This is a genomic window from Magnetococcales bacterium (genome assembly GCA_015228935.1).
Taxonomy (GTDB): domain Bacteria; phylum Pseudomonadota; class Magnetococcia; order Magnetococcales; family DC0425bin3; genus HA3dbin3.
In genome coordinates this window covers 1-24,769 of record JADGCO010000039.1, presented here as the reverse complement: position 1 = coordinate 24,769, position 24,769 = coordinate 1, and the positions used below count along the sequence as shown (strand labels likewise).

The window sequence follows — 24,769 nt, the reverse complement described above, 5'->3', positions numbered from 1 at the left end:
AGGCAAAAGCCATCCACCCGTTGCCCATTTTTTTTCAGCCATGACTCTTACTTGGCAGCAGCCGGAGCAGCTTTGGCTTTGGCTTTGGCAGCTTTGGGTTTGTGAGCTTTCGGCTTGGAGGCTTTGTTCATGGCGCGGGTCTTTTTGGCACCGCCTTTTCTCAGACCCTTGTCATGTTCTTTTTTGGCTTTGTCACTTGCTGCACGGGCTTTTTCTTCGGCGGCGGCAGCTTCCTGGCGAGCGCGTTCGGCATCACGACGGGCTTCTTCGGCGCGGGCCAGTTCGTCCTTGGCGGCCTGGCGGGCCTTTTCAGCAGCGATGCGTTCTTGTTCTGCCTTTTGGAGGTCTGCACTTTGAGTTTCCGGCTGTTTTCCGGCGCAACCACCAAGAGTCATGCCACCAATCAGACCTGCGACCATCAGCATGACCGGAATGGACTTGGATTTGATCATGTTTTTCCCTCTCTATAGGATATTTCCGACTGCACTGTTTATTGAAACTGCGACCACTTGCAAAAATCTTCCCACCTTATAACCGATTCCGCATGATTATCAATATGAAATTTCATGACGGGAGCAGTTTTTGGGTCATTTCATCAACTTCCCCCCCTCCAGAAACCCAAAAGCTGCCGGCGACTGACTTGGCGTTGCATCTGGTCGGAGATGGTCGGCATTTTGGGTTTGCGCAACGGACGCACACCCTGTGCCATGTTGAAAGCCTCTTCGATTGTATCAAATTCCTGCACCGAATGCAGGAGGGTTTCAACAAAATAATGGCCAGTCTCAGGTTCCCAGCCAATCAAAACCGGGCGTGGGCTTCCGGCCACTCTGAGGAGAACTCCCTGTCCTTTTGCCACCCTTCCTTCCGTGTCGGCTTCCAGGGGAAAAGCCGATTCGATGATTGAGGATTGTTCCTGACCATGGGGATGCCAATAAATGCGCTCCACACCCCACGGGGTTAGAAGCAAAGCCCGTGCCAACTCTTCCGCCCCCGCTGTGCTTTCCATGCGCACCATGACCGGCAACCGCAGATTGAGGCTCGTCAACTCTGTACCATCTGCAGACGCCCGGGTTCGCAGTTCCCGCAAAATACGTTCCGATGCCACCTGGATGGCAACCGGATCGGGCCAGCGAAACTCCCATACAGGGGCATGATCAAGCGTGGGCATGGGATACCATGTTTAGCGAATTTTAGAAACGGGTTTTTTTTAAAAAAACGATTGGCCGGTTTTTCAAACGTTTATTTCCTAGAAAAAGGTGCCATCGATGGGTGAAGAAGCCGCCGCGTGGGTTCGTCTGGGCATGCGCCCGGCAAGCCAGGCATCACGTCCGGCCCGGATGGCAAGCTTCATGGCGTTGGCCATGCGGATGGGATCCTGGGCCTCGGCGATGGCCGTGTTCATCAGAACCCCGTCGCAACCCAGTTCCATGGCAATGGCCGCATCGGAGGCCGTGCCAACGCCGGCATCCACCAGGACCGGAACCCGGGCCTGTTCGACAATCATGCGAATTGTCCAGGGGTTGCGGACACCCAATCCAGATCCGATGGGAGCTGCCAAAGGCATGACGGCCACGCACCCCATTTCCTCAAAACGTTGACACATGTACGGATCATCCGTGGTGTACACCATCACCTTGAACCCCTCGTCAATGAGAGTTTTCGCGGCAAGCAGGGTTTCCGGATTGTTGGGCCAGAGAAATTTGGGATCGGAAAGGACTTCCAGCTTCACAAGATCCCAGCCGCCGGCTTCCCGGGCCAGGCGCAGGGTGCGCACGGCATCATCGGCGGTGTAGCAACCGGCGGTATTGGGAAGGTAGGTATATTTTTTGGGATCCAGATAGTCGGTCAGCATGGGCGCTTTCGGATCGGTAATGTTGACCCGACGAACGGCCACCGTCACAATCTCCGCTTCCGAGGCCTCGATGGCCCGCACGGTTTCCTCAAAATCCTTGTATTTGCCGGTACCCACCAACAGGCGGCTGTGGTAGGTCCGCCCGGCCAGTTCCAGGGGGTCGCCGGCGGCCACGGTTTTGGGTTTGGGTGCCCCGCCCCCAATGAAATGGACCACTTCCAGCCGGTCGCCATCGGCAAGGGCCACTTCGGCAAACCGATCCTTTTTCACCACTTCCAAATTTTTTTCCACAGCCACCCGGCGACTGTCCAGTTGCAGGGTATTCAGCAGATCCGCAATGGTGCTGCCGGGGGGAAAGTCACGGGTTTCGCCGTTGAGTATGATATTCATGACTGGAATCTCTCTCCTTTGCCCGGATCCTGTAGACCCAGGCCTGATGACGACCTGCCACTCTGACAGCCATTGAAAATTTTTTTGGCCCTGTTGTCCAGGGAAAAGCTCAGGGCAATCGCATTTGGAGTGGGCATGCAGGCATGGAACGCATGACACCGGTATGGGCTTTTGATAAGATGAGCCGGTTGTGATGTCTGACTCTCCGTGGCATTTGGTCGGATCATCTTCGGTTTATGGAGGTTGCAAATGAAAGATTCATTGATCAGCCCGGCAATGGAAACAATCACGCCACAATACCTCTCGCAACTCGGGCAGGAATGGTTCGATTTCATCTTGAACACAACACCCGACGAGAAACTTTTTTCCCAGCCAAAAATCGAGCATCGCCTGATGCAGGAACATCGAAAAGGCGAGTCCGCAATACTCATACGCCTTTTGCATCGTCGCTTTGGCAATCTACCTGCCTGGGTCCAAGAAAAAATCGCCGAAGCTGAACCGTCATCCCTGGAAAATTGGAGTCTTCGATTTATAGATGCTCAGTCACTAAACGATGTATTCGCAGACAAGGAATGAGCCGCTATTGCAAATGAAAGACGCGTTGATCAGCCCGGCAATGGAAACAATCACGCCACAATACCTCTCGCAACTCGGGCAGGAATGGTTCGATTTCATCTTGAACACAACACCCGACGAGAAACTTTTTTCCCAGCCAAAAATCGAGCATCGCCTGATGCAGGAACATCAAGTTGGACACCAGGATGGCGAGCGGGATGGTGAGGCCAAGGTGCTGACGCGCCTGTTGCTCCACCGCTTCGGGACCATGCCTGACTGGGTCAGAGAAAAAGTTGCCAAGGCCGATTTGTCATCACTGGAAGAGTGGAGTCTCCGGGTATTGGATGCCCAGTCACTGGATGAGGTATTTTCAGAAAACGATCAGAATACCATCTAAAAAAAACGCCCGCTTATTGCATTTTTTTCACCAGAAACCGGTCTGCCGGAAAACTTTTTGAACGTTTCAGAGTCTAATCTTTGGGTTTTTGAATTTGCGCAGAGGTGAGAAGGATGGCACTGGGCATTTCACACGTTCTACAGACTCTCCGTCCACCATCGGACAACAACCATGTCAGTCGGGTTTCCCAGGCAACCCGGGAGCCGCATGCCGGAGAAACCCTCGCCAACCATGAGGTCTACCTCCCGGATGCCTCCTTCCTGCTGGAAGGTGAATATTCCCGCTCCGGTGCCAATCTGATCATTGAAAATCCCGCCGGCGAACGGTTCGTCATCCACGATTACTTCACCGCCACCCCCCCTCTTCTCAAAATCGACAATGAAGCAACCCTCACGCCCGACACGGTGCAGTCACTGCTGCTCAACCCCGTGGCACCCTTCATGGTGGCCGGCCCGCTCTTCTGGCCAGGCGGCGAGGCGGAATCACCCATCATTGGCCGGGTGGACCGGGTTGTCGGTCGGGTGTTCGCCCGTGACCGCAATGGCGAATCACGCCTGTTGCAAAAAGGGGATGCGGTACGTCTGGGCGATGTCCTCAAGACCGGTCACGGCAGCCTGCTGAAACTCCTGCTCAACGATGACACCCTGTTCCAACTCGGTGAGGATGGCCGGGGTATTTTGACCCAGTACGTATATGACCCGAGTACCTCCACAGGCAAATTCGCCGCCACGGTGTTGCAGGGCATCTTTCGCTATGTCAGCGGCAAACTGGCCCATCTCAGCAAATCGGGACAACACTCGGTCATCAAAACACCGGTGGCCACAATTGGCATCAAGGGTTCGGCCCTGGATGGGGAAGTGACCCCGGCGGGCGAGACCACCGTGGTCCACACATCGGGGGTGCTGTCCATTGGCGATGCCCAGGGACAGGGAGCCGTGACCCTCACCACTCCGGGCACGGCCACGGCCGTGTCGTTTACCGGAGGTCCGCCAAAGCCGGTCTTCAAGGCACCAGACACCTTCATGGCCAAACTGAATTCCCAATTGTCCACCCAGACCTTCGAACACAAGGAACAGGCAGAGCAAAAAAAGATCGAAGAAAAAGTCGAACAGCGCAAACAGGAAGAACTGAAACAGGATTCAGGCAAGGAAAAAACGGACAAGGGGGGTGACAAGGGAGAAGATGCCGGCAAAAACAAGGGGGAAAAGCAGGGCGAAGAAAAAAGCGAGGAAAAAGCCAAGGAAGAGACCAAAAAAGAAGAAGAGAAAAAAAACGAAGAGAAACATGAAGAAGAGAAAAAGGGGGAAGAGAAAAAGGGAGAGGAAGAGAAAAAAAACAGCGGTCCGGATTTTGGAGAGTCGCCCGCCACGGGCAATGGCGATGCAAAACAGGGGGCCGGCGGGCCGGACTTCGGTACGGGTGATGTCGAAAAAACCCATACCGGCGGACCGGATTTCGGCGGCTCCACACCGGTCGGTGAACCCAACAAAGAAACCACCAAACCCGCCGCCGACACGAACAGTCCCGGCAATGGACCTGATTTCGGCCTCGGCAACACCTCCGGCATTCCGGGAGGCTTGTCGGACAAGAGTGGTCCCAACAATATCCCTCTCCCACCGGACCCATTGGGACAGACTGGGATGGGTGCAGCAGGTTTGTACGGTACTGCCAGTACATCCGGTTTGATCAGTGCCCTGACTCCTCAATTGCCTGGCGACCCTGATGCCACATCCACCCCAATCACTTCACCTGATGCCACACCGCCTGTCATGCAGGCGGTGACGGAAAAACCCAATATCCCACCACAGGCCACAAACGACACGTTCGAGATCCCGGCCAAGGGTTCTTTCACCATGACCCCGGCCGTGCTGCTGGCCAACGATCAGGATCCGGATGGCCAGATAACCCTGCAAATCCAACCGGATGGTTTCGATTTTTCCGCCTTGCAAGGCACTGTCACCCAGGCAGATGACGGTACCCTGACCTACCAACCGGATGACCATTTCGACTCCCTGGCATCCGGAGAACAAACAACAGATTCTTTTACCTATACAGTGATCGACAGCCGTGGGGCTGCCGCGACCGCCCAGGTGACGCTCACCATCGTCGGAACCAACGATGCTCCCATCCTGAATGGCCATGATTTTACGCTGGCACCCCAGTTGGAGGATGCCACCGGTCTGACCGGCACCCAGATCGGCACCATGCTTTCCGCAGCATTTCAGGATGCAGATGCCACGGGTCACCTGGCCGGGGTGGCCATCATCGGCAACACGGATGCCCCTACCAAGGGGAATTGGCAATTTTCCAGCGATGGAGGCAACACCTGGGCTGCCATTCCCGCAACAGCGACCGACGGCCCCAACGCCGTGGCCATCTCCGCCGATTCCCTGCTGCGCTTTGTCCCCGTTGCCAACTACAACGGACCTGCCCCGGATCTGCTCATCCGGGCCATGGACGACAGTTATACCGGTGGCTGGTCAACTGCACAAAACCAGATCCTGGTGGATACCACCCAGACAGGCGGTTCCACCCCCTTCAGTGCCACCACCGGTAAAATTGGCGTGACCATCACCCCGGTCAACGACCCGCCAACCCTGCACGGCACCGACGTGATCAGCTCCCCGGGCAACGATGCCCCACCCCTCCGGGCGGAAGGAATCGCAGACCAGAATTTCCTGCCAGGCAAACCTTTCAGTTACAGCTTCGCGGCAACGGCTTTCGACGATGTCGATCTGAACGACAACCTGACCTTTTCCGCCACAACCATGGCCGGTGATCCCCTGCCGGCGTGGTTGACCTTCAATCCAGAGAGTGCCACCTTTTCCGGCACCCCACCCCTGGCAATCCCCCTGCAACCCATTGCCATTCGCGTCACGGCCAAGGATACCAGCCAGGCTGCGGTCTCGACCACGTTCACCTTGAATCCGCTGCTCCAGGGCACTTTCCTGGACGGGTTCGTGGGAGGGATCCATTTCCAGACGGCCACCCAGTCGGGAACCACAGATGCCGCAGGGCATTTTTATTTCCGCCCCGGGGAAACCGTACAGCTCTCCCTGGGCAACATTGTCCTGGGAACGGCCCCGGGCAGTGCCATCCTGACCCCCCTGGACATCGTGCCCTCGGCGGATTTCGCCAAAATCACCAGCATCCTGCAACTCTTGCAATCCCTCGATGGCGACAACAACCCCGATAACGGCATTCTGATTCCGGAGGCTGTCGGTCAGGCAGCCACCAAACTGGCACCCCTCACCCCGGAACAGGCCATCCGTATTGAAAACCTGGCATTTTTGATGGGGCCATTGTCCCACAAAAATCCGGTCAGCGCCGAACAGGCCTGGTCGCACTTCCAGGATACCCTGACCAAACAGGGCACCCAAAATGGTTTTGCAGGCTTCACCCTCGCCGACGACACCATCGCGGGCAATGCCGGACCGGGAACCATCGTCAGCGGTTTCAACCTGTCACACCCTGCCGGCGTCAAGCCTGAATTCAAGATTGTCGGCGGTGCGGATGCCGATCTGTTCGTCCTGGTCGATGGCCAACTGCAACTTGGGCCGGAAGCCAAACTGGACCATGCGAACCAGCCTGTTTTGCATGTGCGCGTCATGGTGACGGATCCGACCCATGCCATTCTGCCCCATATCGAGGATTTCACCCTCCAGGTGACCAATCCCGCCGCCGCCCCCACCGGCAGCGTGACCATCCAAGGGACCCCCACCCAGGGAGAGACCCTGACCGTGACCCATACCCTGGCCGACGCGAATGGTCTGGGCACGATTCTCTACCAATGGCTGGCGAATGGCGAAAAAATTGCCGGTGCCACACACGACTCGCTGGTGCTGACCGAAGCCGAGACAGGCAAAATCATTACGGTAACAGCCAGCTATACCGACGGCCTGGGCACCGCCGAAAGTGTTCTCAGCAACGCCACAAGCACCATTGCCAACGCCAACGATGCGCCCGGCGGTGCCGTGATCATTGATGGTACATTCACGGAAGGAGAAACCCTGACCGCCAGCCATACCCTGACCGACGCAGACGATCTGGGAACCGTCCGCTATCAGTGGCAGGCGGATGGTGTGGATATCGCTGGGGCGACAAGCAATACGCTGGTCCTCACCGAAGCGGAAGTGGGCAAAGTGATCACGGTGGTGGCAGGCTATACCGATGGTCACGGCACGAGCGAAAGTGTGGAGAGCAGCGCCAGCAGTGCTGTCACCAACGCCAACGATGCTCCCGGCGGAACAGTCACCATCAATGGTACGGTCACGGAAGGAGAAACCCTGACCGCCAGCCATACCCTGACCGATGAGGATGGTCTGGGAACCGTCAGCTATCAATGGCAGGCGGATGACGTGGATATTGCCGGAGCAACGAACAGCACGCTTGTTCTCTCCGAAACGGAAGTGGGCAAGACGATCACGGTGGTGGCAAGCTATACCGATGGTCACGGCACGAACGAAAGTGTCGAGAGCAGCGCCACAAGCGCCACGGTCAATACCAACAATGCGCCCAGCGGCAACGTGACCATCAGTGGCACGATACTTCAGGGAGGCACCCTGACGGCCAGCAACACCCTGGCCGACAGGGACGGTCTGGGAACCATCAGCTACCAGTGGCAGGCCGATGGGACGAACATCTCCGGTGCCACGGGCGATACCCTGACACTGACAGCAGGCGAGGTCGGCAAAGTCATCACGGCGGTGGCCAGTTATACGGATGGTCACGGTACGCCGGAAAGCGTCACGAGCAGTGCCACCAGCACCGTGGCAGCCACCAACAGCGCCCCCACCGGTACCGTCACCATCAGCGGCACAGCAACCCAGGGCAACACCCTGACCGCAACCGATACCCTGGCCGATGCGGACGGTCTGGGCACCATCGCCTGGCAATGGCTCGCCGATGGCACCCCCATTGCCGGTGCAACAGGCAACACATTGGTACCATCCGAAACCGAAGTGGGCACCATGATCACCGTGACGGCAAGTTATACGGATGGTCATGGCACGGCGGAAAGCGTCACCAGCGGCAGCACGAGCGCCGTCGGCAATGCCAACGATGCCCCCACCGGTACCGTCACCATCAGTGGTACGGCGACCCAGGGCAACACCCTGACCGCAGCCAACACCCTCGCCGACGTGGATGGTCTGGGCACCATCGCCTGGCAATGGCAGGCCGATGGCACCAACATTGCCGGTGCGACCGGCAATACACTGGTGTTGACCGAAGCCGAAGTGGGCAAAACGGTCACCGTGACAGCGAGTTATACGGATGGTCATGGCACGTCGGAAAGCGTCACCAGCAGCAGCACGAGTGTTGTCGGCAATACCAACGATGCCCCAACCGGCGGCGTGACCATCAGTGGCACGGCGACCCAGGGCAACACCCTGACCGCAGCCAATACCCTGACCGATACGGATGGTCTGGGCACCATCGCCTGGCAATGGTTGGCCGATGGCACCAACATATCCGGGGCGACCGGCAACACCCTGGTGCTGGCCGAAGCCGAAGTGGGCAAAATAATCACCGTGACAGCGAGTTATACGGATGGTCATGGCACATCGGAAAGCGTCACCAGCAGCAGCACGGGTGCCGTCGGCAATGTCAACGATGCCCCCACCGGCTCCATCGCCATAACCGGCACGGCAGTCGGCCAGGCCCTGACCGTGAACACAACCGCCCTGGTCGATGCCGATGGATTGGGAACCCTGGCATACCTGTGGCAACGCTCCACGGACGGCGGTACCACCTGGAGCAGCATCGGCGGGGCAACCGGCAGCACCTATACGCCGCTGCAAACGGACCTCAATACCCGGATTCGGGTCCAGGTCGCCTATACCGACGGCCACGGCACAGCCGAAAGCCTGCTGACCCCCTCCGTGACCATCACCCCCCTCTCGGTCGTGCCGCTTGCCTCCCTGACCGGCACCCAGGGTTTCCAATTGAACAGCGTGGCGGCAGGCGACGAAAGTGGCGTGGCCGTCGGTCATGTCGGCGACCTCAATGGCGATGGCTGCCACGACATCATCGTCGGTGCCCGCAAGGCCGATGCTGGAGCGAGCGATACCGGAGCCAGCTACGTGATATTTGGCCAATCAACCGGGTTTGCCGCATCGATTGATCTCTCGGCCCTGAATGGCAGTCAGGGTTTTCGTGTGAACGGTGTGGCGGCCAACGACTGGAGCGGCAGTGCTGTCAACGGGGCCGGAGATGTCAACGGGGATGGCTTCGATGATCTGGTGATCGGTGCCGTCGGTGCAGACCCTGGCGGAGATGGTTCCGGCGCTGCTTATGTGATCTTCGGCAAGGCATCCGGGTTTGCCGCCCAGCTCGATCTCTCGGCCCTGGATGGCAGCAACGGTTTTCGCCTGGATGGCGTAGGCACCAACAATCTGAGCGGTGGCAGCGTGAGTGCCGCCGGGGATGTCAATGGGGATGGCTTTGCCGACCTCATCGTGGGTGCCATTCATGCCACCCCGGATGGCAGCGACACCGGGGCCAGTTATGTCATTTTCGGCAAATCCTCGGGCTTTGCCGCCTCACTCAATCTTTCGACCCTGGATGGCACGAACGGTTTTCGTCTGGATGGCGTGGCGGCTGCCGACGAGAGCGGTGAGTCAGTCAGCAGCGCCGGTGATGTCAATGGCGACGGGTTTGCCGACCTCATCGTGGGGGCTAGCGGGGCTGACTCCGGCGGCAGCAATTCCGGGGCCAGCCATGTCATTTTTGGCAAGTCAGCCGGTTTCACCGCGACCCTGGATCTTTCCAGCCTGAATGGCACCAATGGCTTTTGCATCGATGGAGGAACAGCGAACGATTACAGTGGCCTGTCGGTCAGTGGTGCCGGCGATGTCAATGGCGACGGGTTTGCCGACCTGCTTATCGGCGCGTATGCCGCCGATTCCGGCGGCAACCTTTCCGGTACCAGCTACGTCGTGTTCGGGCAGGCTTCCGGCTGGACCTCCCAGATTTCCCTGACCTCCCTGAACGGCACGAACGGTTTCCGCCTGAATGGTGCCGCACCAGGCGACAAAAGCGGCTGGTCAGTCGGCAGTGCCGGTGATTTCAATGGGGATGGCTATGCCGATCTCGTCATCGGTGCCCCCGTGGCCGATACGAACGGCACCGACTCCGGGGCCATCTATGTGGTGTACGGCAAATCCAGCGGTTTTGCTGCCCAGATCGACCTCTCCGCCCTGGATGGCCATGCCGGCCTTCGTCTGGATGGTGCGGCACCTGGTCACTGGAGCGGCTGGTCGGTCAGCGGGGCCGGGGATGTCAATGGTGACGGATTCGATGATATCGTTGCCGGTGCCCCCTGGGCCGATGCAAATGGCACGGATGCCGGTACCGCCCATGTGTTTTTCGGTGGCAATTTCACGGAAGCCCCCGCAACACCCCAAACCCTCAACGGAACCGCTGGTGCCAATACCCTGCACGGCGGGCTGGGCAACGACACCCTGACCGGGACCGGCGGGGCGGATGTTTTGATCGGCGGGGCCGGCAACGACATCCTGGCCATAACCGATGCCACGTTCCTGAAAATCGATGGGGGAACCGGTCAGGATACCCTGCGTCTGGATGGTGCCGGTTTCACCCTGAATCTCGCCACTGCCGGCATGGCCGGCAAGATTGCCAATATTGAAATCATCGACCTCACCGGCAGCGGCAACAACAGCCTCACCCTCACCTCGGCCACCCTGAATCAGATCATGAGCGGCACCACCATCCGCATCAACGGCAACGCCGGCGATACGGTCACCTTTGCCACCGCCTCGACCCTGGCCACCGGCACCACCCTGACCCTCAGCGCCAGCACCACCTTCAACAACCTCACTGTCAACGGTGTTCTGGAATACAACGTCGCCGACACGCTCCAGAACGTCACCCTGGCGGGCAGCGGAACCCTGGTGGCACAAAATGCGCTCTCCCTGAAAGGCACCGGCGTGGTCAATCCAACCCTGACCATCCAGTCCGGGGCCTCCGCAACCCTGGATGGCAGAACGGCTGCCGGTGCCCTCGCCTCACAAACCTTCAATGCCAACCTGAACAATGCCGGCACCCTGATCCTGGCGACGGACTATGCCCCCTGGGGAGCCACCCTGACCATGGCCACGGGCAAGACCCTGACCAACACCGGCCTCATCACCCTGGCAGGCAATACGAATGGCACCAACACAATCGTCGGCGCTCTCACCAATACCGGCCAGATCCATGTCACCACGGATGATCTGACCATCACCAACACCAACGTCCAATTCGACACACAAAACGGCACGCTCAACATCGATGCCGGTCTGACCCTGTCCGTGGGTCACGGAACCATTTATTTTGGCAGCGGTACGACCCTGGCCGGGAGCGGAACGATCGATCTGACGGGAACCCCCTCTCTCAATATTGGTACGGGATACACGCACCTGACCAGTACGGTCACCTTGAAATTTGGTGGCAGCGTGACCGTGACCGGGACCGGCACTTTCGTCAATCAGGGCATCCTCTACCTGCGCAGTACAGATGATGTTTTCAACGTTGCGTTCAGCAATGCCGCTGCCGCCAGTCTGTTCATCGATGGCACCTCGGCGGCGGGCAGCACCTCCAGCCAGACGTTCAATGGCAACCTGGACAATGCCGGCACCCTGACCCTCACCACCGACTATGCCCCCTGGAACGCCACCCTGACCATGGGCAGCGGCTACACCCTGACCAACACCGGCCTCATCACCCTGGGTGGCGATACCGATGGCATCAAAACCATTGTCGGAGCAGTGACCAACGCCGGCACCATCCTGGTGACAGCTGATGATTTAAACATCACCAACACCAACGTCCAATTCGACACACAAAACGGCACGCTCAACGTCGGTACCGGTCTGACCCTGTCCGTGAGTCACGGCACCATTTATTTTGGCAGCGGTACGACTCTGGCCGGGACCGGAACGATTGATCTGACGGGAACCCCCTCGCTCAACATCGGCACGGGATATACGCACCAAACCAATACGGCCACCTTGAAATTCGGTGGTATCGTCACCGTGACCGGCACCGGCACCTTTGCCAATCAGGGCGTCCTCTATCTGCGCAGTACGGATGACATTTTCAACGTTGCGTTCAGCAATGCCGCTGCCGCGAGTCTGTTTATCGATGGCACCTTGGCGGCGGGCAGCTCTTCCAGCCAGACATTCAATGGCAACCTGAACAATGCCGGCATCCTGACCCTCACCAGCGACTACGCCCCCTGGAACGCCACCCTGACCATGGGCAGCGGCTACACCCTGGCCAACACCGGCCTTATCACTCTGGGTGGCGATGCCGATGGCATCAAGACCATTGTCGGCGCGGTCACCAATACCGGTACCATCCAGGTAACGGTCGATGATTTGAACATCAACAACAACGGTGTCCAGTTCGACACGCAAAATGGCACCATTAATGTCAATACCGGCGTGGCCTTGTCCGTGGGTAACGGAACCACCCGTTTTGGCAGTGGCACAGCCATGACCGGGACCGGAACGGTCGATCTGACCGGAACCCACACTCTCAACATCGGCACGGGATATACGCACCAAACCAATACGGCCACCTTGAAATTCGGTGGTATCGTCACCGTGACCGGCACCGGTACCTTTACCAATCAGGGCGTCCTCTATCTGCGCAGTACGGATGACATTTTCAACGTTGCGTTCAGCAATGCCGCTGCCGCGAGTCTGTTCATCGATGGCTCATCGGCGGCGGGCAGCGCCTCCAGTCAGACGTTCAATGGCAACCTGGACAATGCCGGCATCCTGACCCTCACCAGCGACTATGCCCCCTGGAACGCCACCCTGACCATGGGCAGCGGCTATACCCTGGCCAACACCGGTGTCATTACCCTGAGTGGCGATGCCGATGGCATCAAAACCATCGTCGGCTCCATCACCAACACCGGAACCATCCAGGTGACGGTGGATGATCTGAACATCACCAACACCAATGCCCAATTCAACACCCAGGGTGGCACGCTCAGCGTCAGTGCCGGCATGACCCTGGCCGTGAGTCACGGCACCATTTATTTTGGCAGCGGTACGACCCTGGCCGGGACCGGAACGATTGATCTGACGGGAACCCCCTCGCTCAACATCGGCACGGGATATACGCACCTGACCAGTACGGCCACCTTGAAATTCGGCGGTATCGTCACCGTGACCGGCACCGGCACTTTCGTCAATCAGGGCATTCTCTACCTGCGCAGTACAGATGACACGTTCAACGTGGCGTTCAGCAATGCCGTCGGAGCCAGTTTGTTCATCGATGGCACATCGGCGGCGGGCAGCGCCTCCAGCCAGACGTTCAATGGCAACCTGGACAATGCCGGCACCCTGACCCTCACCACCGACTACGCCCCCTGGAACGCCACCCTGACCATGGGCAGCGGCTACACCTTGACCAATACCGGTCTCATCACCCTGGGTGGCGATGCCGATGGCAGCAAAACCATCACCGGTACTCTCGACAACAGCGGCATGATCAGTGTGACAGTGGATGATTTGACCATCAACGGCATGCTCACCAGTGCCGGCACCATCGATATCGCCAATACCCGCACCCTGGGTATATCAGGTACCGGTAATGACTTCACCTTGCAGGCAGCGGGCATCCTGCAAGGCGCGGGTACACTCACCGTGGCCAATACCGGCGGTTCCGAGCTGAACGGGACCATCCAACCCGGAACCGCCGGCACAGCAGGCTTGCTGACCATCAACCACACCGGCTCCACGTTGGCTTTTGGCAACACGGCCTTCCTGAACCTGGACCTGGGCGGCACCACAGTCGGCACCCAGTATGACAAACTCGCCATATCCGGCACCGTCGGCTTGAATGGCACGCTCCAGATCAACCTGATCAATGGGTTCGTGCCTGTTGCCGGCAACTCGTTCCAGGTCATGAGTCATACGGCAGCCAGCGGTTCCGTGGACCGGATCAGTGGTCTCAACATCGGCAGTGGATTGGTGTTGGATCCCTCTTTCACAAGCACCGGTTTGACACTGACGGCTTTGGCCGTCACCCAGCAGGGGGATGCCAGCGCCAACACCCTGACTGGCACCTCCGGACAAGAGGTCCTGCTGGGCGGCGACGGCAACGATACCCTGACCGCCAATGGCACAGATCTGTTGTTTGGCGAAAATGGCGATGATCTGTTTATTCTGGACAATACGACCTTCGACCTGATCGATGGGGGTGCGGGTACCGACACCCTGCTGGTCAATACCCTCGATGTCGATTTGACCACCCTGCCGGATTATCGTCTGGCCTCCATCGAGGTCATCGACCTGCAAGCAGGCACGGGAGCGCATGTCTTGCGGTTCACGGCCCAGGATATCATCCACTTGACCGCCAGCGGCACCGATCTGCAAATCATGGGCGACGGCAGCGATACGCTTCATATCGGAACCGGCTGGAGTTATACGGCCAATTACACCACCATTGGCGGCCAGAATTACCATCGTTATGTCCAGGGTTCCGTCTCCCTGCTGGTCGATACCGACATGGCCACCTATCTGGATCCCGTCGTTCTCGACCTGAAGGGCGATGGCATCCAGTTGGTGGATTGGGGACAGGGCGTGAAATTTGACATGGGCCTGACCGGACAACCCCAACAGACCGGTTGGGTGGGTGCCGATGATGCCCTGTTGGCCCTGGATCGCAACCACGATGGCCTCATCAACGATGCCACGGAAATTTTTTCGGAGCGCATGTTCGCGGATGCCCATTCCGGCATGGAGGCCCTGGCACTCCTCGACAGCAACCATGACCAGATTCTCGATGCCCTGGATACCCTGTTCGCAGACCTTCTGGTCTGGCAGGATCAAAACCAGGATGGCATCTCCGGTACCGGGGAACTTCATTCACTGGCCGACAAAGGCATCGTCTCTCTCTCCCTCCAGACGACCGGCAACGGACAATGGCAGGGAACCAACCAGATTTTGACCGATGGTCATTTGACATTCAGTGATGGAAAAACCGGCCATCTGGCGGAAGTCTCTTTCCTGTATGGGGGAGATGCAAACAATCCTCCCCTCCCCGGCAGCCAGGGCGACAATATTCTCTTTCATGAGCCAACCGACCCTCTCCTCATGGCTGGCGCTCCTGTTGCCAATACCCTGCCAGGCCAGGGAACCGGCCACCCTCCGACCCTGAATACCGGTCCTGACCTGAAACACGCTGCGGTCATCAATCCCATGGCCGGTACCGGCACGGCTCCCCCTCCCCTCAGCCTGGAACAGGTGTTGCCGAGCGCCACGCCTTCTGACCCGAAACTCGCCGCTGTCATCAATCCCGTGACTGGTACCGGCACGGCTCCCCAGCCCCTCACTCTGGAACAGGTGTTGCCGAGTTCCACTCCCCTTACCCTCGGCAACAACACATGCAACACATGCAACACATGCCCCCCCTGCACCGCTCCTGGCGGTCAGTTGAATACCCTCCTGGTCGATCCGAACAATCCATTCCATGTCGGGATCATTTGATGGCCATCAGGCCATCTCCCGCATGATCACAGGCATGAAAGGCTGTCGAGCAATTCTCGGTTGAGCCTCCCTGCCAGGCATGAAACACTGGCTTTATCGGGTCGGGCAGCCTATCTTGAGACCCGGTTTTCAAGTATCCGACAGGGGAGTTGGGATGGGAAGGATGGGGGCAAATGGGTACGCCGGTTCTCATCGTCGATGATTCGCGCACCGTGCGCATGCGGGTTCGCCAACTGCTGGAAGGCGCAGCACAGGCCGACTATGACGTGATCGAGGCCAGTGATGGGGACGAAGCCCTGGCATACCTGGAAAACACCCCTCTTGATCATCTGCCCGACGTCATCCTGCTGGATCGCAACATGCCCAACATGAGCGGCGATGCCTGCATCCGTCTGCTCAAATCCGATCCGGTGTGGCGCACCATTCCGGTCATTTTTCTGACGGCCCAGGCAAGCAAGACGGAAGTGGTGCAAGGTCTGACGCTGCTGGGAGGCGACGATTATCTGCCCAAGCCGTTCGATGCCGGCGAAATGCTCGCCCGGGTCAATGCCCTGGTCCGGGCCAAAAAAGCCGAAGATGCCAACCGCAAACTGACCCGCGACCTGGCCCTGGCCCTGGCCAATCAACAAAAAATCAACACGGAACTGAACATCACCAAAAATGAATTATCGGAAGTGGTTGCAGTTCTGGAAGGGAGTATCCGCTACGCCAGCCGGATTCAACGGTCCATCCTCCCCCCGGTGGGTTTAACCGAGACGGTTTTCCAGGACCATTTCATTCTCTGGGAACCACGGGATGTCGTGGGCGGCGATATTTACTGGAGCTGTCTTTGGGGAGGCGGCTTTCTGTTCATTCTGGGGGATTGTACCGGGCATGGCGTTCCCGGGGCCTTCGTTTCCCTGGTGGCCACCGGTGCTTTTGAGCGTGCCCTGCTGGAAGTCAAACCGGGGCAGGTCGGCAACCTGATCGAACGCATGCACCAACTGGTCAAAAAAACGCTGCGGCAAGATGTCGAGGGTGGTGAGTCCGACGATGGCATGGAAATGGCCGTCTGCTACCTGAATCCCGAAAAATCGGAACTGGTCTTTGCCGGAGCAGGCTTTTCTCTGTTCATCTCGCTGGCAGGTGAGCCGCTGGTCGAAATCAAGGGAACCAAGCGGGGCATCGGTTATCGGGCCACCCCCATGGATCAGTCCTATTCCCAGCATCCGTTCAACGTTGCCCGGGGCATGCGCTTCTATCTGACCTCGGACGGGTTGATCGATCAGGTGGGAAAAGAGCGGCGACGTGCCCTCGGCAAAAAACGTTTTTTAGAAATTATCAATCAAAACGGACATTTAACTATGAACGAACAGAAGAAAATCCTCTGGCAGGCGTTGTTGCAGTGGCAGGGTGACGAACGCCGTCGGGACGATGTCTCCGTCGTTGGCTTCAAACTTTGACAGGTATCCCCTCATGACCACAGTACCTTCCATCTCCCTCACCCAACCTCCCACCGGCTACGCCGAATGGCTGGCCGAATTGAAAACCCGCATCCACACCGCCCAGCAACGGGCGGCGTTGGCGGTCAATCGGGAACTCGTGCTGCTGTATTGGCAGATCGGGCGCGATATTCTGGAACGGCAGGCGCGGGAGGGGTGGGGAACCAAGGTGATCGAACGATTGGCCCATAATCTGCGCACGGCCTTTCCGGAGATGAAGGGGTTTTCCTCGCGCAACCTGAAATACATGCGCACCTTTGCCGAAGCCTGGCCGGATCCCGAATTTGTGCAGCAGGCTGCTGCACAATTACCGTGGTTCCACCTGTGTACCTTGATCGACAAATTGAAAACCCGCGAAGAACGGGATTGGTATCTGGCCAAGGCCGTGGAACACAATTGGTCACGCAACATTCTGGTCATGCAAATCGAGGTCAATGCCTGCGGACGATCCGGCCAAGCAGTGAACAATTTCGATCTGCGGCTGCCCAAACCACAATCCGACCTGGCACGGGAATCCCTGAAAGATCCGTACCGCTTTGATTTTCTGGGATTGACCAACGAGGCCCAGGAACGCGAAATCGAGGCAGCCCTGGTGCAACACGTCACGCGCTTTTTGATGGAACTGGGGGCAGGCTTTGCTTTTGTCGGGCGGCAGGTACTGCTGGAGGTGGGCGACGAGGATTTTTTCATCGATCTGCTTTTTTATCACCTGAAATTGCGCTGCTATGTGGTAATCGAGCTGAAGGCGGAAAAATTCAAACCCGAACATCTGGGGCAACTCGGCTTTTACCTGACCGCCGTGGATGCCCAGGTCAAACATGACCTGGATGGGCCGACCATCGGGCTGTTGTTGTGCAAAAGCAAAAACAAGGTGGTGGCCGAGTATGCCCTGCGCGACAGTACCAGACCCATGGGCGTGGCCGAATATCAATTGCTGGAATCCCTGCCGACGGAGTTGCAAACCAGCCTGCCGAGTATCGAGCAAATCGAACAGGAGTTGGCCGGTCTGGAAACAGGTGCCGACCAGAAGAAAGAAGAAAAATAAAAAGCCCCTCCCTCCCCTAACCCCTGGCCGAGGCCGTGGACCAGTTGCGCCGCTACATACAGCAACCAACGCCGCGCGGCTTTCGAGCTGACCGAAAAAGAGCCTTTACGGCGGCGTATGCCCAAGCAGAGAATATGTGGATGGCGAAGGTTTCCTGAATCTCGGACGTAGCTATCGCCTGCGTCGTAGAAAGCCAGGATGCCCCCCTGAAACTGCTGCGTGGCCGTTTCTCTGTTGCAGCGTGATCTGGTTGATGATGGTTGGCCGAGCATGGAGTTGAAGTTGAAAGCATTTGAATATTAATTATTTCCCACAAAACAACTGTTAAATGTTGGCAAAAATTCGGCTTTCATGGTACGATGCCCCTCCATCATGTTATGAATTTCTTTCAGTTTATTATGAATTTTCATTTCAATAAAATCAGGCATTTATTCCAAACATTCCGAAACCGGGCATAAGGAACGCCTGTGCATCTACCAACTGCCCGATTCAGGTTGAACGGAAGGGCATGAGCAACGCCGACCTGCAATCCATACAAGCCATATTTCTTGAAGAAATGGGCGAACTTCTCCAGGAGCTTGAGAAGGATTTGCTCGTCCTGGAAAATTCGCCTGGTGATCGTGCCCTGGTGGATCGGCTGTTCCGCAATCTGCACACCATCAAGGGTGGTGCCGGAATGGCCGGTCTGGAGGCGCTTTCCCATTATACCCATGGCGTTGAAAACATGCTGGACGAAGTGCGCAAGGGAAACCTTGTCCTGACTCAGCTTCTGGCATCGTTGTTGTTCGAAGCCCTGGATTGTTTGAAAAATTTCATGGCCGAGGCGCTGGGGGAGAAAAATCTTGACCAGCAACGGGTCGAAAACAGTCGTGCCAGAATCCATGCAGCCATGACTGGTCGCGAAGTCCTGGTTGCCGCTGCATCTGCCGCTGTCGTCGCCCCTGCGGCTCCTGCCATTGTTGTTACCACTGCCGCAGATCCTGTCATTCACGACATCAACACCTACATCATTCAGGTTCATGTGCAGGCAAACCTGTTCCCTTCGGCATCCGAATTGGCAGCGGTGGTGGATGCCCTGAGTCAACTGGGCAAGGTGCGGCTGGTTTCACACGAACACAGTCTGCCACCCACAGAGCAACGGCAGGAGGGTATTTTTTATCTATGGCGCAGCGCCCATCTGGTGACCGAAGCCGATCAGGAACGTGTTGTGGCAGCATTGGGAGAGTGGCCAGACCGGCATCGGGTGGTCATTGACCTTCTTTCCCTGGTACCGGAAGCACCGGAAAATCAGGCTCAGATCGATGCGGCTGTCACGACGGATGCCGGGCCAACGCCTCTGACCACCCCAATCGACACAAACACGCCTCCAGACGTGGCCACACATCCCGCTGCAACCATATCATCGGATATCTCCCCTCCTCCAGATGCAGGCGGGTCGCTGGATGAGGTCGTCCCATCCCCCCCCTCATTGCGCCAAAAATCCGGCACGGGCAAGGTTGATCTCCAGTCGGTGCAAAAGCTGAGTTCCATCCGGGTCGATACCGGCAAACTCGACAAACTCGTCAATCTGGTCGGCGAATTGATCACGGTCGAAGCCCGTCTGGACAGCTTTCAGGCCTTCCTGGAAGAAAAAGATACCGATCTGGCGGAAAAACTGCTGGAAATTCTCGACGACAGTTCACGCACCCTGCGCGAGCTTCAGGATCAGGCCATGACCATCCGCATGGTGCCCATCGGCAGCGCCCTGGATCCCATGCAGCGCCTGGTGCGCGACTATTGCCGCGCTACCGGCAAGCAGATCCATTTGACCATCGTCGGCCAGGAGACCGAGGTGGACAAAAAGGTGTCGGAACAGATCAGCGGCCCCCTGCAACACCTGCTCCGCAATGCCCTCGATCACGGCATTGAACCACCCGCCGAACGCACGGCCAGAGGCAAACCTCCCGAAGGCCGGATCACCCTGGCCGCCTGTCATCAATATGGACTGATCGTCATCGAGGTGACGGATGACGGGCGCGGGATCGATGTCGAGCGGGTTGTCCAGGCCGCCCGCCAGAAAGGCATCATCGATGGCAACCGTGACTTGTCGGAACGCGACAAGCTGGAACTGATTTTTGCACCCGCCGTGTCCACGGCGGCAGTCGTCACCGAGGTCTCCGGTCGCGGTGTGGGCATGGACGTGGTCAAACGCGACATCGAGGCCCTGCGCGGTACCGTCGAAATTGCCTCGTCCCCGGGCCAGGGCACAACCATCACCGTGCGCATTCCCATGACCCTGGCCATTGTGGACGGCCTTCTGGTATGCGTGGGAAAGTATCGCTACATCATCCCGCTCTCCTCGGTCGAGGAGTGCGTGGAGCTGACGGTCGGTTCCATGGCCGAGGAAGAGGGCAGCAGTTTTCTGGATATCCGGGGCGATCTGGTGCCGTTTTTGCGGCTGCGGGATCTGTTCAACATTGCCGACGCCGTTCCCCCCTTCGAGAAGGTGGTAATCGTCTCGTCCGGGGATCGGCGCGTTGGTCTGGTGGTGGATCACCTGCTGGGGGATCACCAGACGGTGATCAAGCCTTTAAGTCCCCTGCATCGTAACGTACAGTCCTTCCTGGGTGCCACCATTCTGGGTGACGGTGGCGTGGTGTTGATCCTGGATGTCCTGCACCTCATCGAATTCGGCCAGAGCCGGGAAGAACAACGCCGGGCACCATGAAAGGAGACAGGGATCATGACCACCCAGGCCGAGGTTGCCGAAATCCTGATCATCTCCCTGGCCGGAGAAAAATTTGCCCTTCCTGCGGACATTGTGCTGGAAATTCTCGATCCTGGACCAGTGACCCCGATTCCCACCGCGCCGGAATTTGTTGCCAATCTGGTCAATTTTCGGGGTCGGGTGGTGCCGCTGGCCAATCTGTGCCGGCGCTGTGGCCTGCCCACCAGCCAACAAACCCCCGATACCCGCATCGTGGTGCTGGAAATCGAATTCGAGGAGGTTCCCACCCTGGTGGCCATCCTGGCCGACAAGGTATACGGAGTAAGCCAACTGGACAGGGTGATTGCCGATCAGGTACCCCGTCTGGGAACACGCTGGCGTCCGGAATTTGTCAAGGCCATTGGCCGACGCCAGGATGAATTTGTGATGATCCTGGATATCGGTCGCATTTTTGCGCCGGCCGATCTGGTGGTATAACCCAATTTTTGCAAAGGGCTGGAGAAAACCATGCGCGTTTCAATCCGGAGCAAATTGATCACGGCCTTTGGCGTGGTCTTTGTGTTGTCGGGCATTTCGTCGGTGATCGCCCTGTCGGGACTGGCCAGCATGAAGGCGGAAATCAGCACCCTGGTCGATTATGCGGCCCAGCGCGTCAAACTTGTTCTCAATATGGAACGCACCGTATTTTTGATCCAGCGCGAGGAAAAAAATTTTCTGCTCTCCGTCGAGCCAGCCGAAAAGGATGAATTTGACCAGGCCATTCTGGACCGTCGCGAGGAATTCCGGAAGCATCTCGACCATCTCCGCAAGGTGGCAGATGAAAAAATTCTCAAGGATATTACAATAATTGAGGGCCTGTTCAATAAATTCACTTCTGCCCAGGACAAGGTACGTGAGTTGGGTCGTCTGCAATCCAATCACCGGGCCATGGATCTGATCACGACGGAAGGTTTGACGGCCAAGGATGCTGCTGACAACGCCCTGGTACCATTTTTTGCTCCGGTTGAAACTGCCGGAGCCACACCAGCCCAGTTGCGTATTGCCGAGCGTCTGCGCCTGCTCACCACGCTGTGGGGGAATGCCCGAGCCTTTTTGCGTGACAGTGCCAATGCCGATACGGATGCCGAAACCGAGGCTGCCCTGAAAAAAGTGGCTGAGATCATGGCACGGGTTCATCATCTGTTGGCAGAAATTCGCCCGTTGTTGACCACGGATATCGAACGCCAAAATTACGATCTCTTCCAGGGTAAATTGGCTGCCTGGGAAAAAATCATGGAACGGGTCGTGGAATGGTCCCACAAAAACACGGAGGCCAAGGCCTTTGCCCTGTCGCGTGGCGAGGTCCGGCAAGCCGCCACCCAGATGGCCCAGACCATGACCGCCATGGTCGAACACGCCGAAAAAGACATGGCAAGTGACAGAAGTGATGCCGACCGCAATTATGAAACCATTCGTCTGTTCCAGATTGCCATGTCCATTCTCGCCTTTTTGCTCTCCCTGGGAAGTGCGCTCTTCATTGCTTTCAACCTCAGTAAAAATGTTGGCAAAGCAGTGGTCATGGCCGATGCCGTGGCAGATGGTGATCTCTCCCTTGATGTGACCGTGACCACCCGGGACGAAGTGGCGGATCTGGTCAACGCCCTGAATATCATGATCAACAATTTGCGCAAGACAGCCCAGGTGGCCAATGATATCGCCGGTGGAAATCTGGCTGCCGACTTTCGCCGCAAATCCGACCGGGACGTGATGGGGGTTGCCCTGGAGACCATGTTGCAACGTCTGCGTGCCGTGGTGGAAGAGGCCACGATCTCTTCGGCGGCAGTCTCCTCCGGAAGCGAGGAGCTGTCGGCCAATGCCCAACAGTTGAGTCAGGGTGCCACCGAACAGGCCACGGCTGCCGAAGAGGCCTCGTCAGCCATGGAACAGATGGCGGCCAACATCAAGCAAACCGCCGAAAATGCCAACAAAACCGAACAGATTGCCCAACAATCGGCCAGACATGCCGAAGAGAGTGGTCAGGCAGTGGCCAAAACCGTCCAGGCAATGCAAACCATTGCCGCCAAGACCTCCATCATTCAGGAAATTGCCCGGCAAACCGATCTGCTGGCCCTGAATGCCGCTGTCGAGGCGGCACGGGCGGGTGAGCATGGCAAGGGATTTGCCGTGGTGGCCTCCGAAGTGCGCAAACTGGCCGAACGCAGTCAACGGGCCGCCACGGAAATCGGAGCGGTTTCCGCCGAAACGGTCGAAGTGGCACATCATGCAGGTGACATGCTGGGACGTCTGGTGCCCGACATCAAGAAAACTGCGGAACTCGTGGGCGACATCAGTGCCGCCTGTCGTGAGCAGGATCTGGGTGCGGCCCAGATCAACACCGCCATTCAGCAACTGGACCAGGTGATCCAGCAAAATGCCGCCTCAGCCGAGCAAATGTCGGCCACCTCTGAAGAGCTGTCCAACCAGGCGGTGCAGCTTCAGGAAATGATCCGCTTTTTCAATCTGGGAGAAAACGCCCGGATTGGCCACACCGCCCCATTTCAGGCCAGGCCGAAAACGCAGGCGCAGTTGCAGTTGCAGTCGCAGTCGCAGTCACAATCGCAAAGGGGAACACAAAAAAAACGTCGTGCCACATCAATGAAAACAGACCGTGAAATGACTGCCGCCAGTTTGACGCGCACGACCCGGGACCAGCCTGGCAGCGACAATGCGTCCCGTCCGGCCAAGAATACGCAAGGATTCAATCTGGACCTGGGAGAATCCAATGATTCCGACGATGACAATTTTACGCGCTATTGAAGATGCAGGCAGGTACCATCCAGAATCAGGATGATCAGACAACACGATGGTAACAGCCCGGTGAACCCCTGAGAGGCTGTCCATTAACCCTCGGATAAAAAAAATCGGAAAGAAAGATTTTATTGGGGCTCCACCCCAAACCCCGCCAAGAGGAAGGGCAGAGCCGCTTCCTCCTGGACCTCCATCCCAGTTTTTCATTCGTTTTTTTGAAATTAACAAGTTATCAGACAGCCTCTGAGACGTTGTTGTCAGGCGTCCAGAGGCTGCCGTGGGCCAAGTCACGATGGGTATTGGGAGGAACGGTTTGCAGTTTGAAATGTTGTTGTCAAGCGTCTGGAGGCTGCCGTGAGCTATGTCACGATGGGCATTGGAGAGGAACGGTTTGCCGTCGAGGTGGGAATTGTGCGGGAAATTCTCGACAGTCGTCCCATCGCCCGCCTGCCGAATGCCCCACCCTTTCTGTGCGGTGTCATCGATGTACGTGGTTGCACGGTGCCGGTGGTCGATCTGCGCATCAAGCTCGGTCTGGCAGCGATTCCCGCTACCGACGACACCCGCATCCTGGTGGTTGATCTGCCCATGGGAAACCGCAACCTGGTCATTGGCATGCAGGTGGACCGGGTGATCGAAGTTGCCGATTTTGCAACTGAAAGTTTGGAAACGGCCCCGGATATTGGTGTACCATGGAAATCGGAGTATATTCAGGCCATCGGACGATTGCATGGCGGCTTCGTGGTCATTTTTGATATGCAGCATTTGTTCGGCTCGGGTGACATGGCCAGCCTGCATCCACTCCCTGCCCAGGTTTGAAACAAAAATTCAGGTCATATCATGGATGGTTTGCGGGTACTCATCATCGTTGGTGTTCCCGGAATTCGGCGGACCCTGGTGGACATTGTCGGCACGGATCCGCTGTTGAGTGTGTCGGGAGCCGTGGCAGATCCCCTCATCCCATCTTCGCAGCTTTTCCCATTTTTCGAGCTGCTTTTGAGATGATTTCAAGCAAAAACGGTCGTTTCATGAAAAGTGTATATAATAAA

13 protein-coding genes are annotated in these 24,769 nt (G+C 57.6%); 10 read left to right on the top strand and 3 right to left on the bottom strand.

The annotated features are described in order from the left end of the window. Positions 1-47: 47 nt before the first annotated feature. The 3 genes from HQL65_10845 to thiS all read right to left on the bottom strand — a co-directional run bounded on the left by HQL65_10845 (position 48) and on the right by thiS (position 2,242). A complete protein-coding gene (locus tag HQL65_10845; protein MBF0136729.1) occupies positions 48-452 on the bottom strand; it encodes a hypothetical protein in 405 nt (134 codons plus the stop codon). A gap of 143 nt (positions 453-595) precedes the next feature. After that, positions 596-1,168, bottom strand: coding sequence for a hypothetical protein (locus HQL65_10840; GenBank protein ID MBF0136728.1), 573 nt, complete (start codon positions 1,166-1,168; stop codon positions 596-598). Between the two features lie 78 nt (positions 1,169-1,246). After that, positions 1,247-2,242, bottom strand: coding sequence for a sulfur carrier protein ThiS (gene thiS / locus HQL65_10835; protein ID MBF0136727.1), 996 nt, complete (start codon positions 2,240-2,242; stop codon positions 1,247-1,249). A 249-nt stretch (positions 2,243-2,491) separates the two neighbouring features. On the opposite strand from thiS, the gene HQL65_10830 reads away from it, so the two are divergent. The 10 genes from HQL65_10830 to HQL65_10785 all read left to right on the top strand — a co-directional run bounded on the left by HQL65_10830 (position 2,492) and on the right by HQL65_10785 (position 24,725). Continuing rightward, positions 2,492-2,818 carry a DUF4351 domain-containing protein gene (locus tag HQL65_10830; GenBank protein MBF0136726.1) on the top strand — a complete coding sequence of 109 codons (327 nt, stop codon included), beginning with the start codon at positions 2,492-2,494 and terminating at the stop codon, positions 2,816-2,818. Positions 2,819-2,831: 13 nt separating this feature from the next. Then, entirely contained in the window at positions 2,832-3,194 is a 363-nt protein-coding gene (locus HQL65_10825; GenBank protein ID MBF0136725.1) for a DUF4351 domain-containing protein, read from the top strand. A gap of 113 nt (positions 3,195-3,307) precedes the next feature. Further along, positions 3,308-15,700 carry an FG-GAP repeat protein gene (locus HQL65_10820; protein ID MBF0136724.1) on the top strand — a complete coding sequence of 4,131 codons (12,393 nt, stop codon included), beginning with the start codon at positions 3,308-3,310 and terminating at the stop codon, positions 15,698-15,700. 173 nt (positions 15,701-15,873) lie between these two features. Then, positions 15,874-17,142 (top strand): response regulator, encoded by a 1,269-nt coding sequence (locus HQL65_10815; protein ID MBF0136723.1) that lies wholly within the window; start codon positions 15,874-15,876, stop codon positions 17,140-17,142. 13 nt (positions 17,143-17,155) lie between these two features. Continuing rightward, a complete protein-coding gene (locus HQL65_10810; GenBank protein ID MBF0136722.1) occupies positions 17,156-18,226 on the top strand; it encodes a DUF1016 family protein in 1,071 nt (356 codons plus the stop codon). 508 nt (positions 18,227-18,734) lie between these two features. Further along, positions 18,735-20,933, top strand: a complete 2,199-nt coding sequence (locus tag HQL65_10805) for a chemotaxis protein CheA (GenBank protein MBF0136721.1) — start codon at positions 18,735-18,737, stop codon at positions 20,931-20,933. A gap of 15 nt (positions 20,934-20,948) precedes the next feature. Beyond that, positions 20,949-21,410, top strand: coding sequence for a chemotaxis protein CheW (locus HQL65_10800; protein MBF0136720.1), 462 nt, complete (start codon positions 20,949-20,951; stop codon positions 21,408-21,410). A gap of 30 nt (positions 21,411-21,440) precedes the next feature. Further along, the gene (locus HQL65_10795; protein ID MBF0136719.1) at positions 21,441-23,729 is read left to right on the top strand and encodes an MCP four helix bundle domain-containing protein; all 2,289 of its coding nucleotides are present in this window, start codon (positions 21,441-21,443) and stop codon (positions 23,727-23,729) included. A gap of 360 nt (positions 23,730-24,089) precedes the next feature. After that, on the top strand, positions 24,090-24,539 hold the full coding sequence (locus HQL65_10790) for a chemotaxis protein CheW (protein MBF0136718.1): 450 nt from the start codon (positions 24,090-24,092) through the stop codon (positions 24,537-24,539). Between the two features lie 21 nt (positions 24,540-24,560). Further along, positions 24,561-24,725: a hypothetical protein gene (locus HQL65_10785; protein ID MBF0136717.1), complete on the top strand. Its 165-nt coding sequence runs from the start codon at positions 24,561-24,563 to the stop codon at positions 24,723-24,725. Positions 24,726-24,769 lie beyond the last annotated feature (44 nt).

Excerpts from the sequence above, each read along its gene's own strand:
- HQL65_10805 (MBF0136721.1), top strand. The coding sequence starts at position 18,735 with ATGAGCAACGCCGACCTGCAATCCATACAAGCCATATTTCTTGAAGAA.
- HQL65_10810 (MBF0136722.1), top strand. The coding sequence starts at position 17,156 with ATGACCACAGTACCTTCCATCTCCCTCACCCAACCTCCCACCGGCTAC.
- HQL65_10840 (MBF0136728.1), bottom strand. The coding sequence starts at position 1,168 with ATGCCCACGCTTGATCATGCCCCTGTATGGGAGTTTCGCTGGCCCGAT.
- thiS (MBF0136727.1), bottom strand. The coding sequence starts at position 2,242 with ATGAATATCATACTCAACGGCGAAACCCGTGACTTTCCCCCCGGCAGC.
- HQL65_10820 (MBF0136724.1), top strand. The coding sequence starts at position 3,308 with ATGGCACTGGGCATTTCACACGTTCTACAGACTCTCCGTCCACCATCG.
- HQL65_10815 (MBF0136723.1), top strand. The coding sequence starts at position 15,874 with ATGGGTACGCCGGTTCTCATCGTCGATGATTCGCGCACCGTGCGCATG.
- HQL65_10825 (MBF0136725.1), top strand. The coding sequence starts at position 2,832 with ATGAAAGACGCGTTGATCAGCCCGGCAATGGAAACAATCACGCCACAA.
- HQL65_10795 (MBF0136719.1), top strand. The coding sequence starts at position 21,441 with ATGCGCGTTTCAATCCGGAGCAAATTGATCACGGCCTTTGGCGTGGTC.
- HQL65_10845 (MBF0136729.1), bottom strand. The coding sequence starts at position 452 with ATGATCAAATCCAAGTCCATTCCGGTCATGCTGATGGTCGCAGGTCTG.
- HQL65_10800 (MBF0136720.1), top strand. The coding sequence starts at position 20,949 with ATGACCACCCAGGCCGAGGTTGCCGAAATCCTGATCATCTCCCTGGCC.
- HQL65_10790 (MBF0136718.1), top strand. The coding sequence starts at position 24,090 with ATGGGCATTGGAGAGGAACGGTTTGCCGTCGAGGTGGGAATTGTGCGG.
- HQL65_10785 (MBF0136717.1), top strand. The coding sequence starts at position 24,561 with ATGGATGGTTTGCGGGTACTCATCATCGTTGGTGTTCCCGGAATTCGG.
- HQL65_10830 (MBF0136726.1), top strand. The coding sequence starts at position 2,492 with ATGAAAGATTCATTGATCAGCCCGGCAATGGAAACAATCACGCCACAA.